This window comes from Streptomyces sp. NPDC002779 (assembly GCF_042888685.1).
Taxonomy (GTDB): Bacteria; Actinomycetota; Actinomycetes; order Streptomycetales; family Streptomycetaceae; genus Streptomyces.
On sequence record NZ_JBIAQC010000007.1, the window covers coordinates 63,840 to 78,231 of the forward strand.

General features: G+C 69.8%; 14 protein-coding genes and 1 riboswitch. Of the genes, 11 read left to right on the top strand and 3 right to left on the bottom strand.

Going from position 1 to position 14,392, the window contains the following annotated elements:
- Positions 1 to 115 precede the first annotated feature (115 nt).
- The gene (locus tag ACFYW5_RS20710) at positions 116 to 1,378 is read left to right on the top strand and encodes an Ig-like domain-containing protein (RefSeq protein ID WP_389418492.1); all 1,263 of its coding nucleotides are present in this window, start codon (positions 116 to 118) and stop codon (positions 1,376 to 1,378) included.
- A 3-nt stretch (positions 1,379 to 1,381) separates the two neighbouring features.
- Here the strand turns inward: ACFYW5_RS20710 and ACFYW5_RS20715 are convergent, their stop codons facing one another.
- Positions 1,382 to 1,783 (bottom strand): hypothetical protein, encoded by a 402-nt coding sequence (locus ACFYW5_RS20715; RefSeq protein ID WP_389418493.1) that lies wholly within the window; start codon positions 1,781 to 1,783, stop codon positions 1,382 to 1,384.
- Between the two features lie 178 nt (positions 1,784 to 1,961).
- Between ACFYW5_RS20715 and ACFYW5_RS20720 the strand changes: the two genes are divergently transcribed.
- The 6 genes from ACFYW5_RS20720 to ACFYW5_RS20745 all read left to right on the top strand — a co-directional run bounded on the left by ACFYW5_RS20720 (position 1,962) and on the right by ACFYW5_RS20745 (position 9,062).
- Positions 1,962 to 2,582 carry a heme-copper oxidase subunit III gene (locus tag ACFYW5_RS20720; protein ID WP_389418494.1) on the top strand — a complete coding sequence of 207 codons (621 nt, stop codon included), beginning with the start codon at positions 1,962 to 1,964 and terminating at the stop codon, positions 2,580 to 2,582.
- A gap of 91 nt (positions 2,583 to 2,673) precedes the next feature.
- Complete coding sequence (locus ACFYW5_RS20725) at positions 2,674 to 3,486, top strand: c-type cytochrome (protein ID WP_389418495.1); 813 nt, start codon at positions 2,674 to 2,676, stop codon at positions 3,484 to 3,486.
- Complete coding sequence (locus ACFYW5_RS20730) at positions 3,483 to 4,538, top strand: Rieske 2Fe-2S domain-containing protein (protein ID WP_389418496.1); 1,056 nt, start codon at positions 3,483 to 3,485, stop codon at positions 4,536 to 4,538. Before ACFYW5_RS20725 ends, ACFYW5_RS20730 begins: the two co-directional genes overlap by 4 nt.
- Positions 4,535 to 6,172, top strand: coding sequence for a cytochrome bc complex cytochrome b subunit (locus tag ACFYW5_RS20735; RefSeq protein WP_389418497.1), 1,638 nt, complete (start codon positions 4,535 to 4,537; stop codon positions 6,170 to 6,172). Before ACFYW5_RS20730 ends, ACFYW5_RS20735 begins: the two co-directional genes overlap by 4 nt.
- Positions 6,173 to 6,310: 138 nt before the next feature.
- Complete coding sequence (gene trpD, locus ACFYW5_RS20740; protein ID WP_389418498.1) at positions 6,311 to 7,375, top strand: anthranilate phosphoribosyltransferase; 1,065 nt, start codon at positions 6,311 to 6,313, stop codon at positions 7,373 to 7,375.
- 75 nt (positions 7,376 to 7,450) lie between these two features.
- Positions 7,451 to 7,567, top strand: a riboswitch (SAM riboswitch).
- A gap of 133 nt (positions 7,568 to 7,700) precedes the next feature.
- Positions 7,701 to 9,062 carry an aminotransferase class V-fold PLP-dependent enzyme gene (locus tag ACFYW5_RS20745; RefSeq protein WP_389418499.1) on the top strand — a complete coding sequence of 454 codons (1,362 nt, stop codon included), beginning with the start codon at positions 7,701 to 7,703 and terminating at the stop codon, positions 9,060 to 9,062.
- Position 9,063: 1 nt separating this feature from the next.
- Here ACFYW5_RS20745 and ACFYW5_RS20750 read toward each other — a convergent pair whose 3' ends face one another.
- Positions 9,064 to 9,345: an Lrp/AsnC family transcriptional regulator gene (locus ACFYW5_RS20750; protein ID WP_389418500.1), complete on the bottom strand. Its 282-nt coding sequence runs from the start codon at positions 9,343 to 9,345 to the stop codon at positions 9,064 to 9,066.
- Positions 9,342 to 10,079, bottom strand: coding sequence for a rhomboid family intramembrane serine protease (locus ACFYW5_RS20755; protein ID WP_389418501.1), 738 nt, complete (start codon positions 10,077 to 10,079; stop codon positions 9,342 to 9,344). The genes ACFYW5_RS20750 and ACFYW5_RS20755 overlap by 4 nt, the downstream gene beginning before the upstream one ends.
- Positions 10,080 to 10,233: 154 nt before the next feature.
- On the opposite strand from ACFYW5_RS20755, the gene ACFYW5_RS20760 reads away from it, so the two are divergent.
- The 4 genes from ACFYW5_RS20760 to ACFYW5_RS20775 all read left to right on the top strand — a co-directional run bounded on the left by ACFYW5_RS20760 (position 10,234) and on the right by ACFYW5_RS20775 (position 14,362).
- Complete coding sequence (locus ACFYW5_RS20760) at positions 10,234 to 10,473, top strand: hypothetical protein (RefSeq protein ID WP_055541554.1); 240 nt, start codon at positions 10,234 to 10,236, stop codon at positions 10,471 to 10,473.
- A 68-nt stretch (positions 10,474 to 10,541) separates the two neighbouring features.
- Positions 10,542 to 11,885, top strand: a complete 1,344-nt coding sequence (locus tag ACFYW5_RS20765; protein ID WP_389418502.1) for an NYN domain-containing protein — start codon at positions 10,542 to 10,544, stop codon at positions 11,883 to 11,885.
- Between the two features lie 210 nt (positions 11,886 to 12,095).
- A complete protein-coding gene (locus ACFYW5_RS20770; protein ID WP_389418503.1) occupies positions 12,096 to 13,130 on the top strand; it encodes an NlpC/P60 family protein in 1,035 nt (344 codons plus the stop codon).
- A 218-nt stretch (positions 13,131 to 13,348) separates the two neighbouring features.
- Positions 13,349 to 14,362 carry an NlpC/P60 family protein gene (locus ACFYW5_RS20775; RefSeq protein ID WP_389418504.1) on the top strand — a complete coding sequence of 338 codons (1,014 nt, stop codon included), beginning with the start codon at positions 13,349 to 13,351 and terminating at the stop codon, positions 14,360 to 14,362.
- The last annotated feature ends 30 nt before the right edge of the window (positions 14,363 to 14,392 follow it).

The window sequence follows — 14,392 nt, forward strand, 5'->3', positions numbered from 1 at the left end:
CGGGAGCCCGGACACTCCGTCAGGAGGGTCCGGGCTCCCTCTTCGTCCCGCACCCCGTCACCCGTACGGATGACTCGGCGCGCCGCTCCTGACCCGGCTCCCTAGCGTCGTAGGCATGAACCGAACTCCGCGCACCCGCACCGTCGTCGGCTGCACGCTGCTGGTGATCGCGCTCGGCGCGAGCGTCACGGCGTGCGGCGGGGACGGCAACCCCCTGTCGGCCGCGCCGTACGACGCGGCGGACCAGATCGCCTTCAGCGGCCCCAAGGGCGCCGGGAAGAAGGCCGACCCGGACAAGCCCCTGGAGGTCACCGCAGAGGGCTCCGACGGCCGCATCACGGACGTCACGGCCATGGACGCCGCAGGACGCTACGTCAGCGGCGAACTCTCCGCCGACGGCAGCCGCTGGCACAGCACCTCCCCGCTGGCCGCCGACGCCCGCTACACGGTCCGGGTGTCCACCGAGGACGAGGACGGGGCCCCCGGCCGCCGCGTCCTCACCTTCGACACCGGCAAGCCGCTCACCAAGAAGCGCCTGGACGTCACCTTCGGCCCCAAGACGGGCACGTACGGCGTCGGCCAGCCCGTCACGGCCGAACTGAGCAAGCCGGTCAAGGACGAGGCCCAGCGCGCCGTCGTGGAACGCGCCCTCAAGGTCGACTCGAAGCCCGCCACCGAGGGCGCCTGGCACTGGGTGGACGACAAGGAGCTCCACTACCGCCCCAAGGACTACTGGCCCGCCCACGCCACCATCCGGGTGCGCAGCAACCTGGAGGGCATCAAGGTCAGCGACCGCCTCTGGGGCGGCCGGGCCAAGCCGCTGACGATCACCACGGGGGACCAGGTCATCGCGGTGACGGACGCCTCGACGCACTGGATGACGGTCTACAAGAACGGCGAGGAGATCAAGTCCATGCCGGTCACCACCGGCAAGCCCGGCTTCGAGACCCGCAACGGCGTCAAGGTCGTCCTCGGCAAGGAGTACTTCGTACGGATGCGCGGCACCAGCATCGGCATCGCGGAGGGCTCGGCGGAGTCGTACGACCTGCCCGTCTACTACGCGACCCGGGTCACCTGGAGCGGCGAGTACGTGCACGCCGCCCCCTGGTCCGTGGGCTCCCAGGGCTCCGCCAACGTCAGCCACGGCTGCACCGGCATGAGCACCGCCAACGCGGCCTGGTTCTTCGACAACATCCGCGAGGGCGACCTCGTCAAGGTCGTGAACTCCTACGGCAACACCATGGAGACCTTCGGCAACGGCTTCGGGGACTGGAACGTCGCCTGGGCGAAGTGGCGCAAGGGCAGCGCCCTGGTGGGCGGCGAGCCGGACGGCCCCCGCCCGGCGGACGCGGCACGACTGCGGCCGGCGGCGGTGTGACGCCTAGGCGCTCTGGAGCCGCTGGGTGCGCAGCAGGGACGCCAGCGAGGCCGCGAACTCCACGGGATCCACCGGCAGGGTCACCGCGGCCTCAGCCCGGCTCCAGGTGGCCAGCCAGGCGTCCTGGGGGCGGCCCATGAGCAGGAGCACCGGCGGGCAGTTGAACACCTCGTCCTTGAGCTGGCGGCACAGCCCCATGCCCCCCATGGGCACGGCCTCGCCGTCCAGCACGCAGACGTCGATCCCGCCCTTGTCCAGCTCGCTCACCACCGCGGCGGGCGTCGCGCACTCCACGAACTCCACCAGCGGGACATCGGGAGCCGGTCGCCGGCCGGCGGCCAACCGCACCTGCTCGCGGGTGTTGGAGTCGTCGCTGTAGACCAGCACCGTGGCGGTCGGCCGCATGTTTCCTCCGGGACATCAGCGTCGTACGGACAGAACCGATGCCGCGGATGCTACTCCTCCGAACACGCCGTCAACAGCGGTTGGAGCACCTGCGCGATGGGCCATCCGGGCAGTACACGAGGTGCGAACACTCCGAACGGCACCCCCCGGAGTGAGGGCGGGATAAGCGACCGACATAATGTCGGTCGTGGCGACAGCAACGACAGTAGAAACCGGGCACGCGCACCCGTCGGTCAATCGGCCGAACCTCACCAGCGTCGGAACCATCATCTGGCTGAGTTCCGAGCTGATGTTCTTCGCGGCCCTCTTCGCGATGTACTTCACCCTGCGATCGGTGACGGGCCCCGACTTCTGGTCGGAGAAGGCCCACGCCCTGAACTTCCCGTTCGCGGCGACGAACACCACGATCCTGGTGCTCTCCTCCCTCACCTGCCAGCTCGGCGTCTTCGCCGCCGAGCGCGGTGACGTGAAGAAGCTCCGGATGTGGTTCATCGTCACCTTCGTGATGGGTGCGATCTTCATCGGCGGCCAGGTCTACGAGTACACCGAGCTGGTGAAGAAGGACGGGCTCTCGCTCTCCTCGGACCCGTACGGCTCGGTCTTCTACCTGACCACCGGCTTCCACGGCCTGCACGTGACGGGAGGCCTCATCGCCTTCCTGCTGGTCCTCGGCCGTACGTACGCGGCCAGGAGGTTCACTCACGAGCAGGCAACCGCCGCCATCGTCGTGTCCTACTACTGGCACTTCGTCGATGTCGTCTGGATCGGCCTCTTCGCCACGATCTACATGATCAAGTAGCCGGGCCCGTCCCGCGCGCTGCGAGCAGGCAAGCAAGCAAGCGCACATCCCAGAAGCATCGACGCAGAAGATCCTGACACCGGGGTAATCCGTGAAAAAGCTCTCCGCACGACGACGCCATCCGCTGGCGGCGGTCGTCGTCCTACTCCTCGCGCTGGCGGCCACTGGGGGGCTGTACGCCTTTGTCGCGCCCACGGGCAAGGCGCAGGCAGAGGAAACCGCCCAGTCTCTCGCCATCGACGAGGGTAAGAAGCTCTACGCCGTCGGCTGCGCAAGCTGCCACGGAACCGGCGGTCAGGGCACCTCCGACGGTCCGAGCCTGGTGGGCGTCGGCGCCGCGGCCGTGGACTTCCAGGTGGGCACCGGCCGCATGCCGGCCGCGACCTCCCAGAGCGCCCAGGCGCCGGAGAAGCCGGTCGTCTACTCGCAGGCCGAGATCGACCAGCTCGCGGCGTACGTCGCGTCCCTGGGCGCCGGTCCGTCCATCCCGACCGAGGCGGAGTACGGCCCCGAGGGCGCCGACATCGCCAAGGGTGGCGACCTGTTCCGCACCAACTGCGCGCAGTGCCACAACTTCACCGGCAAGGGCGGTGCGCTGACCCACGGCAAGTACGCGCCCTCCCTCGAGGACGTCGACCCGAAGCACATCTACGAGGCCATGCAGACCGGCCCGCAGAACATGCCCTCCTTCCCCGACACCACGCTGTCGGAGCAGAACAAGAAGGACATCATCGCGTACCTCGACGCGGTCAACAGCGACGACACCGAGAGCCCCGGTGGCCTTGAGCTGGGCGGACTCGGTCCGGTCGCCGAAGGCCTGTTCGCCTGGGTCTTCGGACTCGGCGCGCTGATCGCGGTCGCCGTCTGGGTCGCCGCTCGGACCGCAAAGGCCAAGAAGTCATGAGTAGCCAAGACATTCCAGAAGAGAACCTGCCCGCTGAGCAGGACGCACACGGTGCGGTGAGCGTCGCGGACGAGAAGGACCCGTTCGCGGATCCCGGTCTGCCGCCCCACGAGCACCGGATCCAGGACATCGACGAGCGGGCCGCCAAGCGGTCCGAGCGCGCGGTCGCGATGCTGTTCGTGCTATCGATGCTGGCCACCGTCGCCTTCATCGCCTCCTACGTGGCGATCCCGGTCGACAAGTCGGTCTACATCTTCCCGATCGGGCACGTCAGCGCGCTGAACTTCGCGCTGGGCATGACGCTGGGCGTCTCGCTGTTCTGCATCGGCGCGGGCGCGGTCCACTGGGCCCGCACCCTGATGTCGGACGAGGAGGTCGCCGAGGAGCGGCACGCCGTCCAGTCGCCGCCGGAGGTCAAGGCCAAGGTTCTGGCCGACTTCGCGGCGGGCGCCAAGGAGTCCGCGCTCGGCCGTCGCAAGCTGATCCGGAACACGATGTTCGGTGCGCTGGCCCTGTTCCCGCTCTCCGGTGTCGTCCTGCTGCGCGACCTCGGTCCGCTGCCCGGCACCTCGCTGCGCCACACCCTGTGGTCCAAGGGCAAGCTGCTGGTCAACATGAACACCAACGAGCCGCTGCGTCCCTCGGACGTCGCGGTCGGCTCCCTCACCTTCGCCAAGCCGGAGGGCCTGGAGGAGCACGACCACGATTTCCAGAAGGAGATCGCCAAGGCGGCCCTGATGATCGTCCGCATCCAGCCGGACAACATCAAGGACAAGCGCGAGCTCGAGTGGTCGCACGAGGGGATCGTCGCGTACTCGAAGATCTGCACCCACGTCGGTTGCCCGATCTCCCTGTACGAGCAGCAGACGCACCACGCGCTGTGCCCCTGCCACCAGTCCACCTTCGACCTCTCCGACGGTGCCCGAGTGATCTTCGGTCCCGCCGGTCACGCCCTGCCGCAGCTGCGCATCGGTGTGAACGACGAGGGCTACCTCGAGGCGCTCGGCGACTTCGATGAGCCCGTCGGTCCTGCCTTCTGGGAGCGCGGATGAGCACTACAGAGACCACAGAGTCCCGCGCACGCGGGAAGGCGCCGGCCGGCGAGCGAGTCGCCGACTGGGCCGACGGCCGACTGGGCATCTACGGCCTGGCCAAGGCCAACATGCGCAAGATCTTCCCCGACCACTGGTCGTTCATGCTGGGTGAGGTCTGCCTCTACAGCTTCATCATCATCATCCTCACGGGTGTGTACCTGACGCTGTTCTTCCACCCGTCGATGAACGAGGTGGAGTACCACGGCAGTTACGTCCCGCTGCAGGGTCAGCTGATGTCGGAGGCGTTCAGCTCCACGCTGCACATCTCCTTCGACGTCCGCGGTGGTCTGCTCATCCGGCAGATCCACCACTGGGCCGCGCTGATCTTCCTGGCCGGCATGTTCGTGCACATGATGCGCGTGTTCTTCACCGGCGCGTTCCGCAAGCCGCGTGAGATCAACTGGCTGTTCGGCTTCCTGCTCTTCGTCCTCGGCATGTTCACCGGTTTCACCGGTTACTCGCTCCCAGACGACCTGCTCTCCGGCACCGGTGTCCGGTTCATGGAGGGCGCGGTCCTGTCCGTGCCGATCGTCGGCACGTACCTGTCGTTCTTCCTCTTCGGCGGGGAGTTCCCGGGCGGCGACTTCGTGGCCCGGTTCTACTCGGTCCACATCCTGCTGCTGCCGGGCATCATGCTCGGCCTGGTGGTCGCCCACCTGATCCTGGTCGTCTACCACAAGCACACGCAGTACGCGGGTCCCGGCAAGACCAACAAGAACGTCGTCGGCATGCCGCTGCTGCCGGTCTACATGGCCAAGGCCGGAGGCTTCTTCTTCCTGGTCTTCGGTGTCATCGCGGCCATCTCCGCCATCGCCACGATCAACCCGATCTGGGCCCTGGGCCCCTACCGTCCGGACCAGGTGTCCACCGGCGCCCAGCCCGACTGGTACATGGGCTTCTCCGAGGGCCTGATCCGTGTGATGCCGGGCTGGGAGATCAACTTCTGGGGCCACACGCTCGTCCTGGGTGTGTTCATCCCGCTGATGATCTTCCCGCTGGTCCTGGTCGCCATCGCGGTCTACCCGTTCATCGAGGCCTGGGTCACCGGCGACAAGCGCGAGCACCACATCCTGGACCGCCCGCGCAACGCGCCGACCCGTACCGCCTTCGGTGTCGCGTGGATCACCTGGTACATGATCCTGCTGATCGGTGGTGGAAACGACCTGTGGGCCACCCACTTCCACATGTCGATCAACGCCATCACCTGGTTCGTCCGGATCGGCTTCTTCGTCGGCCCGGTCGTCGCCTTCATCATCACCAAGCGGATCTGCCTCGGCCTCCAGCGCCGGGACCGGGAGAAGGTGCTGCACGGCCGCGAGTCGGGCATCATCAAGCGCCTGCCGCACGGTGAGTTCATCGAGGTGCACGAGCCGCTCAGCCAGGAGCAGCTGCACACCCTCACCGCGCACGAGCAGTACAAGCCGGCCGAGATCGGCCCGACGGTCGACGAGAACGGTGTCGAGCGCAAGGTGAAGGGCTCCGAGAAGCTGCGCGCCAAGCTCAGCAAGGCGTACTACGGCGAGGAGTCCCAGATTCCGAAGCCGACCGTCGAGGAGTACAAGGAGATCACGAGCGGCCACGGCCACCACTGATCGCTGCGCACGCCACGCCACGGCGAAGGGCCCCGTCCGTACACCGGACGGGGCCCTTCGCCGTGCCCGGGGCTGGATAGGGTGGGGAGCGCACTCCTTTCGGGGTGCATCTCTGCTACGACACTCAGGAGCGGCCCCATGAGCGCTGTGACCCCCGCTGGAGGCGACACCGCGGCGGGCCGTTCCTGGCCCCGGTTGCTGAACGGCCTGCTGGAGGGGCGCGATCTGGGCGCCGACGACACGGCCTGGGCGATGGACCTGATCATGCGCGGCGAGGCGACCGACGCGCAGATCGCCGGGTTCGTGGTGGCCCTGCGGGCCAAGGGCGAGACGGTCGAGGAGATCACCGGCTTCGTCCGGACGATGTACGCGCACGCCCATGTGATCGAGGTGTCCGGTGACACCGTCGACATCGTCGGCACGGGCGGGGACGGCGCGAAGACCGTCAACATCTCCACGATGTCCGCGATCGTGGTGGCCGGCGCGGGCGCCAAGGTCGTCAAGCACGGCAACCGCGCGGCGTCCTCCGCCTCCGGTTCCTCGGACGTCCTGGAGAAGCTCGGGGTCAACCTGGAGCTGCCGGTCTCCCGGGTGCCGCAGGTCGCCGAGGAGGCCGGGATCACCTTCTGCTTCGCGGCGAAGTTCCATCCGGCGATGCGTCACGCGGGCGCGGCGCGCGGGCAGTTGGGCATCAGGACCGTCTTCAACGTCCTCGGCCCGCTCACCAACCCGGCCCGGGTGCGGGCGCAGGCGGTCGGGGTCGCCGACCCGCGGATGGCGCCGATCGTCGCCGGGGTGTTCGCCGAGCGCGGCAACTCCTCGCTGGTGTTCCGCGGCGACGACGGACTGGACGAACTGACCACCACCGCCACCTCCCGGGTCTGGATCGTCCGGGACGGCAAGGTCACCGAGGAAGCCTTCGACCCGCGGGACGTGGGCCTCGAACTGGTGCCGGTTCAGGCGCTGCGGGGCGCGGACGCCTCCTACAACGCGGACGTCGCGCGGCGGCTGCTGAACGGCGAGCCGGGCCCCGTCCGGGACGCCGTGCTCCTCAATTCGGCGGCGGCCCTGGTGGCGTTGCACCCGACCGGGGAGCCCCTGGCCGAGCAGATCCGCACCGCGATGGCGAAGGCGGCGGAGTCGATCGACTCCGGCGCGGCCAAGCGGACGCTGGAGCGCTGGGTGGCCGCCAGCAACGCCTAGCGCTCCCCGGTCGTCGTCCCGTGATCCGGACACGGGTTGCGGGACGCCGATCACTTCACCTAAGTTTCTGTACCAGGTCATGAGTGACAGTCATGAGGCCCCGGCCGACTGTCCGGCAACCCTCCGTCCGTGGCGGGGTGCCCCGGGTGAGGACCAGGCCGTGAGCAGCAAGGCTCACGGCAAGCGCGGACCCCTCGCGATACACCAGGGGTCCTGGGTCGTTCGAGGGAGCCTTCCGTGAGCAAGCGAATGCGATAGGGCCGCCGAGCCCCGCCTCCGCGCACCCCTTTCCCCTGCTTCTTCCCTTCTCTCACGGGAGCCCTCCATGTCTGTCTCCACCGCTGCCTCCGCCCAGACCATTTGCGCCCCGCTGCCCGTTCTGGGCCGGGATGTCACCGTCCCGCTCGTCACCGGCGGCGAGGTCACCTACGCCGCGCTCGACTACGCCGCCAGCGCCCCCGCGCTCCAGCGGGTCTGGGACGACGTGGCCGCCTACGCCCCGTACTACGGCAGCGTCCACCGAGGCGCCGGGTACCTCTCGCAGCTGTCCACCGACCTCTTCGAGAACGCCCGCCGGACGGTCGCCGAGTTCCTGGACTGCCGCGCCGACGACCAGCTGATCTTCACCCGGTCCACGACCGACTCCCTGAACCTGCTCGCCGCCGCCCTGCCCGCCGGCTGCCAGGTCTTCGTCTTCGAGACCGAGCACCACGCCTCCCTGCTGCCCTGGCAGGACGCCGAGGTCACCTACCTCGACGCCCCCCGCACCCCGCGCCAGGCCGTGCAGACCCTGGAGCGCGCCCTCGCCGCCCGCGACCCGTACGCCCCGGCCCTGGTCTGTGTCACCGGCGCCTCCAACGTCACCGGCGAGCTGTGGCCGGTGCGGGAACTGGCCGCCGCCGCCCATGCGCACGGCGCCCGGATCGTCCTGGACGCCGCGCAGCTCGCCCCGCACCATCCGGTGTCGGTCCAGGACCTGGACGTCGACTGGATCGCCTTCTCCGGGCACAAGCTCTACGCCCCCTTCGGCTCCGGCGTCCTGGCCGGCCGCGCCGACTGGCTGGTCGCGGCCGAGCCGTACCTCGCGGGCGGCGGCGCCAGCCGCAAGGTCAGCCGGCGCGCGGACGGGGGAGTGGACGTGGAGTGGCACGAGAGCGCGGCCCGGCACGAGGCCGGCTCGCCGAACGTGATCGGCGCCTACTCCATCGCCTCGGCCTGCAAGGCCCTCACGGAGGCCGGCTTCGACACCCTGGTCGCCCGCGAGCGGTACCTGATCGAGAAGGTCCGCCAGGGGCTCGCCGGGGTGCCCGAGGTCCGGATCCTCTCCCTCTTCGGCGACGACGCCCCGCGGGTCGGCGTGCTCTCCTTCGTGGTCGACGGCTGGAACAGCTCCCACTTCGCCGCCGCCCTGTCCGCCGAGTACGGCATCGGCGTCCGCGACGGTCTGTTCTGCGCCCACCCGCTGGTCCGCACCCTGCTCGGCAGCGACCCGGGGACCCAGGGCGAGTGCGGCGCCCCCGAGGCGGCACCCGGCGAGAAGTCCCTCAACGCCATCCGGGTCAGCTTCGGCGCCGGCACTCCGGACGAGCACGTGGAGCGTTTCGTGACCGCGGTGCGCGAGCTCGTCACCGACGGCGCGAAGTGGAACTACCGCACGGAGGACGGCCGTTGCGTGCCCGCCGTATGAGCTAGCTGTCCAGCCCCAGGGCGAAGGCCGCCTCCAGGTCGTGCTGGGAGTACGTCCGGAACGCCACGTGCGTGTCCGTGCCCTCCACGCCCGGGATCTTGCTGATGCGGCCGGGGATGACCTCGGCGAGGTCCTCGTGCTCCTTGACCCGGACCATCGCGATCAGGTCGTAGGTGCCGGTGACGGAGAAGACCTCGCTCACGCTGTCCAGCGAGGCGATCTGCTCGGCGATCTCGGGGATCCGGTCCACGCTGGTCTTGATGAGGACGATCGCGGTGATCACGGCTGGTTCTCTCCCTCGGGGGCGGGCGTCGCTGGGGCGGCCTTCACTCTAGTCGTACGGCCGAACCGCACCCAGGCGTAACTGCACCCCAGGCCGAAGCCCACGAGATGGGCCAGATACGCCACGCCGGGCCCGCTCGTGGCCCGGCCCGCGGCCAGCCACTGCAGGGTCGCCCAGAACGGCAGCACCACCCAGGCGGGCAACCGCACCGGCAGGAAGAACAGGAACGGCAGCAGGCTGGTCACCCTCGCCCGCGGGAACAGCGCGAGGCAGGCGCCGAGGACCGCCGAGATCGCGCCGGACGCGCCGACCAGGGACTGCTCGGAGTCGGCGTTGGCGGCCGCGTACCCCAGCAGGGCGAGATAGCCGCAGCCCAGATAGAAGAGGGTGTACTGGACGCGGCCCATGCGTTCCTCGGTCAGCGCGCCGAAGACGTAGAGGAAGAGCATGTTGCCCAGCAGGTGCACCCAGCTGCCGTGCACGAAGAGCGCGGTGGCCGGGGTGAGGGCGGCGCGCGCCCCGCCCTCGAAGAGTTCGGCCGGGATCACGCCCCAGCGCCGGAAGTAGGCCCGCTGCGCGGCGAGCAGTTCGTCACCGGTGCCGTAGGCCGGGTTCAGCCCCGAGGCCGGGCCGATCAGGAAGATCAGCGTGCACAGGCCGATCAGTGCGTAGGTGACCGGCGCGGACGGCATCCGCATGCCTCTGACGACCGTGCTGCTCCACTTGCTGATCATGACCACAGAGCATGACGTAAGGGGACGCAACGGACCGGACCGCCTCGCCGCTGTGGACGGCCGAGCGGCGGGTACCCGCCAGGCCGTAGGGTTACGAGCCACACGCACCGGGACTCCGGTGAGTCACCGACACTGGAAGGAAAGAACGGTCGCGATGACGGTTCCCCTGCCGACGGCCACCACGCGGTGGCGCTGCACGCTCTGCGGCAACCTCACCCGTTTCGATGTGACCCGCTCGTCGAAGGTCGTCGAGTACGTCCACCTCGACCTCGCCGGTGAGCCCAAGGTCGAGGAGCGCGAGGTGGTCAGTGAGACCATCGAGTCGGTGCGCTGCCGCTGGTGCAACGCCGTGGACCAGGTGGAACTCGTGGACAGGCCGGGCGCCGGCTCCTGAGGGAGCGGGCCCCGCTCGGGTGATCCCCCACGCCAGGGGGATCGCGCACAGGCGATGAGGTGAGACGGATGGTGGAGACCGCAGGCGGGGGGCCGGGCGACGGCGCCGCTGAGGTGCTCGACCGTCCGCTGCCCGACGGAGTGCGCCGCCGGGTCGTGCAGATCGTCTCCGACGGGTTCGGCGGGCTGACCGTCGGTGAACTGCCCGCCCAGCTGAGACAGTACGCCCGTTTCGCCCCGAACCGGCGGGTCAAGTTCGCCGGCAACGCCATGGCCGCGGCCCTGGAGACCGATCCGCTCTTCCGTCAGCGCATCGGGGAGAAGCTGAGAGAGGCCCAGCCGGAGCTCGCCGGCGCCCTCGACTCCGGCTCGCCGCCCCCGGCCGCGGATCCGCTCGACGTGGCGGCCGCGGCCTATGTGCTGCGGCCCACCGGCTGGGTCAAGCTGGTGACCGCGGCGGGCGAGGAGGCCCAGCGGGCCGACGCCGAGCGCGTCGACGAGGAGAGCCGGGCCGAACTGGAACGGCTGCGCGCCGACCTCGCCCAGGCCAGGGAGCAGATCCGGACCGAGACCGAGCGGCTGCGCACCGAGCTGGACGCGTCCAAGAAGGAAGCGGAATCGCTTCACCGCAAGCTGCGGGCGGCGCTCAGCGACGTCAAGCGCGGCGAGGCGGCGCTGCGCAAGGCGCACGGCGAGATCGAGGCCGTACGGGCGGAGACGCACGGGCAGGTGTCGGCCGCCGAGAGCGAGACCCGGCGGCTGAAGTCGCGGCTCGCCGAGGCGGAGGCCGCCCTGGAGGCCACCCGCCGGGCGGCGCGCGAGGGCCGCAGCGTGGAGGACATGCGGGTACGGCTGCTGCTGGACACCCTGCTCGACGCCACCCAAGGGCTGCGCCGGGAGCTGGCGTTGCCGCCGGTGTCGGTGCGTCCGGCCGAGACCGTGGACGCGGTCGAACCGGGACGTATGACCCCCAAGGACATCGCCGCGCGGGCGTTGTCCGAGAACGACCCCGCCATCATCGACCAGTTGCTGGCGCTGCCCCAGGCGCATCTGGTCGTCGACGGCTACAACGTCACCAAGACCGGCTATCCCCAGATGCCGCTGGAGAAGCAGCGCCTGAGGCTCCTCGGGCAGCTCTCCCAGCTCGCCGCGCAGACCGGCGCCGAGGTGACCTGTGTCTTCGACGGGGCCGAACTGGCCGCGCCGGTGCTGCTGGCGCCGCCGCGCGGGGTGCGGGTGCTGTTCTCCAAACCGGGGATCACCGCCGACGAGTTGATCCGTCAGCTGGTGCGCGCCGAGCCGCCGGGGCGTCCGGTCATCGTCGTCTCGACCGACCGTGAGGTGGCCGACGGGGTGGCCCGGGCGGGCGCCCGTCCGGTGGCATCTGCGGTGCTTCTGAAGCGACTGTCCTGAAGGTCAATCTACAGCTGCAATGCCCGAATTGACGGAACCGTCACGCAACGTAGCGTCAAGTGCACATCACTGCACGTGGGTTGATGGTAAAGAATGCGGACCGTAACCGGGATAAATCGCCCAGGGATTTGAACTGATCACAGCTGTATCACTAGGGTCTGCCTTCGAACCTCCGCTCGGAAGATCACTCAGAAGAAGGAGTTCGCCTCCGTGGCGTCCCACCGTCGACCCAAGCAGCCGAGCCGCGCACGTGTGACCGTGCTGACCACCGCCGCTGCTGCCGCCGTGGCCATCAGCTCGCAGGCGGCCAACGCCGCGCCCAGCGAGAAGCCGAGCAAGGACGAGGTCAAGGCCAAGGTCGACAAGCTCTACGAGGAGGCCGAGCAGGCCACCGAGAAGTACAACGGCGCCAAGGAGAAGCAGGAGAAGCTCCAGAAGGAGATCTCCACGATCCAGGACAACGTCGCGCGCGGTCAGGAAGACCTCAACGAGATGCGCGACTCCATAGGCCTGGCGGCCGCCGCCCAGTACCGCACCGGCTCCATCGACTCCTCGGTCCAGCTGTTCCTGTCCTCCGACCCGGACGACTACCTCGACAAGGCGTCCACGCTGGACCAGTTGAGCAGCCAGCAGGTCGAGTCGCTGAAGAAGATCCAGGACAAGCAGCGCGAACTCGCCCAGGACCGCTCCGAGGCCACCGAGAAGCTCAAGGACCTCGCCTCCACCCGGACCGAACTGGGCAAGAAGAAGCAGGAAGTCCAGGACAAGCTCGCCCAGGCGCAGAAGCTCCTGAACTCCCTGACCGCCGCCGAGAAGGCCGCCCTCGCCGCCGAGGAGGACCGCGCCAGCCGCTCGTCCGCCGACCGCGTCGACCTCAGCGGCGCCAGCGCCGGCTCCGGCCGCGCCATGGCCGCCTTCCAGGCCGCCCAGAGCAAGATCGGCTCGCCCTACATCTACGGCGCCTCCGGCCCCTCCTCCTTCGACTGCTCGGGCCTGACCAGCTGGGCCTTCGCCCAGGCCGGTGTCGGCATCCCGCGCACCTCGCAGGCCCAGGCCAACGCCGGCACCCGCATCTACAGCCAGTCCGACCTCAAGGTCGGCGACCTGGTCATCTTCTACGGCGACCTGCACCACGTCGGCTTCTACGCGGGCAACGGCCAGGTGCTGCACGCCCCGCGCTCCAACACGGTCGTCCGCTACGAGTCGATCAACAACATGCCGTACCAGTTCGGCGTCCGCATCTGAGCACCCTCAAGATCACGACACCGTGCCGCCCGAACGGGCGAATCCCGGTGACGTGAACTGACCCCGCGCCCCGCCCATGACCTGCGTCCTAGGCGGGGCGTCACGTTGCGTGTGCACGGCGGTCGTTGGTCGGTGGCCCGTAGCGGGGCTACTGTCTGCCGCGTTTCCCCCTCGCCGGGGAAAATCCTTGTCCGCCAGCGGAAGGGGTGCGGCTTCTCGTGGGGTCCCATCGTCGCCTTGTACCGTCCGGGTTCGACCGGGGCGCGAGCGCCGCGCTCTGCGTCATCTCCGCCACCGCCGCGGCCTTCGCAGCCGTACCGGCATCGGCCGCTCCGCACGACGACACCCGGGCCGAGGTGGACCGCCTCTACGAGGAGGCCGAACAGGCCACCGAGGCCTACAACAAGGCCGATGAGCGCGCCGACTCGCTGCGCAAGGAGGTCACCACCGCGCAGGACCGGATCGCCCGGCAGCAGGAGCGCATCAACTCCATGCGGGAGTCGCTCGGTTCGCTGGCCGGAGCGCAGTACCGCTCCGGCGGGCTCGACCCCTCCCTCGCCCTGCTGTTCTCCGAGGATCCGGACGACTACCTCGACAAGGCCGCCGTACTGGACCGGATCAGCGCCCGTCAGGCGGGCGAGCTGAAGGAACTCCAGGACGCGATGCGCGACCTCTCCCAGGAGCGCGCCGAGGCCTCCCGCAAGCTCGGGGAGCTGGAGAAGAGCCGCAAGGCCGTCGCCGCGCACAAGCGGACGGTGGAGGGCAAGCTCGCCAAGGCCCGGCAGCTGCTCAACTCGCTGCCCTCCGACGAGCGCGCCGCCTACGACCGGGCCTCCCGCTCCGGCCGCTCCGACATGCCCGACCTCGGCGGCGCCGCCCCGGCGTCGGGCCGTGCGGCCGCCGCGATCGCCGCCGCCCGCTCCGCCCTCGGCAAGCCGTACGTCTGGGGCGCCAGCGGCCCCAGCGGCTTCGACTGCTCGGGCCTGATGCAGTGGTCGTACGCGCAGGCCGGGGTCGCCCTGCCCCGCACCTCGCAGGGCCAGCGCTTCGCCGGCCGCCAGGTCCCCCTCTCCCAGGCCCAGCCCGGCGACCTGGTCACCTACCGCTCCGACGCCAGCCATGTCGGGATGTACATGGGCAACGGCCAGGTGATCCACGCGCCCTATCCGGGGGCGCCGGTGCGCTACGACCCGATGGGGATGATGCCGGGGGCCACGGTCACCAGGGTCTGACGGCTCCGCCGGGGGTCTGACCCCGGTGGC